The sequence below is a fragment of the Drancourtella massiliensis genome, from assembly GCF_016900655.1.
In the GTDB taxonomy this organism is placed as follows: domain Bacteria; phylum Bacillota; class Clostridia; order Lachnospirales; family Lachnospiraceae; genus Sellimonas; species Sellimonas catena.
The window spans coordinates 1-2,977 of the sequence record NZ_JACJKH010000057.1 but is presented as its reverse complement, the minus strand read 5'-3'; the positions used below and the strand labels follow the sequence as shown (position 1 = coordinate 2,977).

Annotated in this window: 4 protein-coding genes; all 4 read left to right on the top strand. The window is 42.5% G+C overall.

What is annotated here, in order from left to right; all coding sequences use genetic code 11:
- Positions 1 to 76 precede the first annotated feature (76 nt).
- The 4 genes from H6A32_RS15620 to H6A32_RS15605 all read left to right on the top strand — a co-directional run bounded on the left by H6A32_RS15620 (position 77) and on the right by H6A32_RS15605 (position 2,800).
- On the top strand, positions 77 to 850 hold the full coding sequence (locus tag H6A32_RS15620; RefSeq protein ID WP_346342301.1) for a GNAT family N-acetyltransferase: 774 nt from the start codon (positions 77 to 79) through the stop codon (positions 848 to 850).
- Positions 851 to 939: 89 nt separating this feature from the next.
- Positions 940 to 1,233 (top strand): hypothetical protein, encoded by a 294-nt coding sequence (locus tag H6A32_RS15615; RefSeq protein ID WP_144289697.1) that lies wholly within the window; start codon positions 940 to 942, stop codon positions 1,231 to 1,233.
- 212 nt (positions 1,234 to 1,445) lie between these two features.
- A complete protein-coding gene (locus H6A32_RS15610) occupies positions 1,446 to 1,985 on the top strand; it encodes a helix-turn-helix domain-containing protein (RefSeq protein WP_087168861.1) in 540 nt (179 codons plus the stop codon).
- A 5-nt stretch (positions 1,986 to 1,990) separates the two neighbouring features.
- A complete protein-coding gene (locus H6A32_RS15605) occupies positions 1,991 to 2,800 on the top strand; it encodes a hypothetical protein (RefSeq protein ID WP_204864799.1) in 810 nt (269 codons plus the stop codon).
- Positions 2,801 to 2,977 lie beyond the last annotated feature (177 nt).

The window sequence follows — 2,977 nt, the reverse complement described above, 5'->3', positions numbered from 1 at the left end:
ATAAAAAAGAACCGTAATTGCTGCAGGCAGCTTCAGTTGCAATGAAAATAACTTGATAAAAAGAGAGGAAAAAGCGATGATGACAAATAAGGAGATCCTTCGGACTGCCATGGAACAGTCTGCCGTTGACGCAAACTGTCAGCCGGAGGATTTTATGAAAACGGAACCGGTTATTGTAACATCCAGGAAGAATCCGGATGCACGCAGATATCTGAAACTGCCGCTTGCGTGCAACCTGATTTCTTATGGAAACAATATTGTGGCATCCATTGATAGAAGATATGAGGAAATTGTCCGGAATTATATTCAGAAATATCCGGTGGAGCACTGTTTTGAGACGCCGAATCTACATGTGCTGAATGAAGCATTTGCAAAGCACGATATGATGGTGTGCTTTATGGCTGAGTATTTTCTGCCGGATGTGAATGCCCTTACAAAGGGAGACTGTCGATATGAGATGCGGTTGCTGGAAAACAGCGATTTTCACGAGCTTTATCGGCCGGAGTGGCAAAATGCGCTTTCTGAGGGCAGAAAAGAACTGGATGTGCTTGGGGTCGGAGCGTATGACAATGACGGCCGCCTGATCGGGCTGGCAGCGTGTTCAGCGGACTGCGACAGTATGTGGCAGATTGGAATTGACGTACTGCCACAATACCGCCGTCAGGGAATTGCGTCGGCACTCACCGGCACCCTTGCACTGGAAATACTGGAACGTGGGAAAGTGCCGTTTTACTGCTGTGCATGGTCCAATATCCGGTCTGCCAGAAATGCGATACGAAGCGGATTCAGGCCGGCGTGGGCCGAACTGACCGTGAAACCAAAAGAGTTTGTAGAGCGGATGAATCGATAATATTCCTGAAGTCCAATTAAATCATGGCCAGGCTGTAGATTCTTTATCGAAACAGATGTATAATGAAAAAAAGGAAAGAAGGGATGAATATGAAGCGGTTTGCAATGTTATCCGAGCGTTTGCAGGAGTCCATATCATTTGGATATTTTATGGCAGTCTGGCTGATGAGTGCTGTCGTCCTGATGTTGCTGAACTATCTGACGGTGAACAGCAGAATTCTTGAATTTCTGATTAAGTCCACCTGGGGTGTCTTTTTATTCCTTGTTCCGGTATGTCCGCAGAATCTGGTATTCCGTTACGGAAGAGAAAACTGCCGTTTGTTTATCCGTGTTCTGGCTGTGATGATGATCGGGCTTTATGGGATAGCATTCTTTAGCGTATAAAAGAAACAATTTTCAGATATCCATAAAATGAAAAAATGCCGTTGCTGTGTGATGCACAGTGACGGCAGTTTTGTTTAACAGGAAACCCAAACACTACTAAAATTTAGTAGTTATTTTAAAATATATTTCTTGATTTTAGGGATAAAAGAGATATACTTATATCAAAGGACGACATTTAAACGACATATAAAAGGAAAATCCGGAGGTGTGATATGGAATTTGCCATACAGAAGACAGTATCCGCAGAAGAAGTAAAGGTGATACGGCAGAGACTGCATTTGAAGCAAAAAGAACTGGCAGATCTGATGAATGTATCGGTTAAGACAGTGGAACATTGGGAAAGCAGCCGGGGGACGGTAAAGGGTGCGGCGGCTGCCCTGCTGGGAATTCTCTGGGACAGGATGTGGCTGGCAGAAGAACTGGAAATACCGGAAAAAACATTTCCACTTCGTCTCAGATACATGTATCATGACCGCCTTTGCACAGTGATTGATGTGGAGGAACGACAGAAAAGAATAAAAATAAAAAATTTTGTGCAGGATCCGGTTTTCTGTGCGTTTGGAAGAAATGAAAATCCGGACTACAAAGATTATGAGGAATTTTTAGAATCCCGCTGTTTCCCCAGGACACGGGATAAAATGAAAATCATGCTGGAAGAGCTGAATCTTCCATTTTATGATCCGTTCCTGATTGTTCAGAAAACAGAAGGGCGGATGGCAGAGGATGATTTTTGGATTCAGATTGAGGAGTAAAGATCATGGTTAGACTGTTAGAAAAAGATTTGAGAAATTCCCCGATACAATCATCCAAGGGAAATCAGTTGAAATGGGAAGAGGATGGTACTTGGTATAAAGCGGACCATATCGGATATGAAGGACTGGCGGAATATATGGTTTCATCTCTTCTGAAGTATTCTGATATGGATGAAAATGAGTATATTATGTATCAGACAGAAAAGATTGAATATAAAAGTAGCACCTACTGCGGATGCAAAAGCAGAAATTTCCTGCCGAAAGGATATCAGCTGATCACATTGGAGCGGCTGTTTGGAAGTTTTTATGGAGGCAGCTTGTATCGAAATATATTCAAGATACAGGGAGTCAAAGAACGAGCACTTTTCCTGACAGAACAGGTGGAAAAGATGACTGGCTTAAAGGAATTTGGAAGATATCTGTGCAGAATGTTGACAATAGATGCGCTGTTTCTGAATGAAGACAGGCATATGCATAATATCGCGGTACTATATGATCCGGTCGGAGTTTATCACTATTGTCCGATCTTTGATCATGGATCGGCCCTGTTATCTGATCTGACAGTAGATTATCCAATTGGAGAAGATAGTGTGGAGCTGATTCCGAAGGCACAGGCAAAAACAATAAGCTCAAGCTTTGAGGAACAGCTGGATGCAGTAGAAGAACTATATGGACAAACGGTATCTTTTTCATTCGACGACCGTGTGATCACACGGCTTCTGGATGAAGAATCCTATTATCCGGAGGAGATCAAAAAAAGAGTACGAGACATTCTTCTGCAGCAACGGAGGAAATATGAGTATTTATTCAAGTAGTATGATTAGTAGATATAGTGTATTTCAAAACCCATAAACAGCGAAAACCCGTCAGTCTTTCAACTGACGGGTTTCGCTGTTTATAAGTTATCTAAAGGAATGAGAGTAAAGTGGCACTTGGAGGTATCTCTCCGAAGTGCTTACTTTATGAGGGGGGAGATAGTGATTTGTTTATCA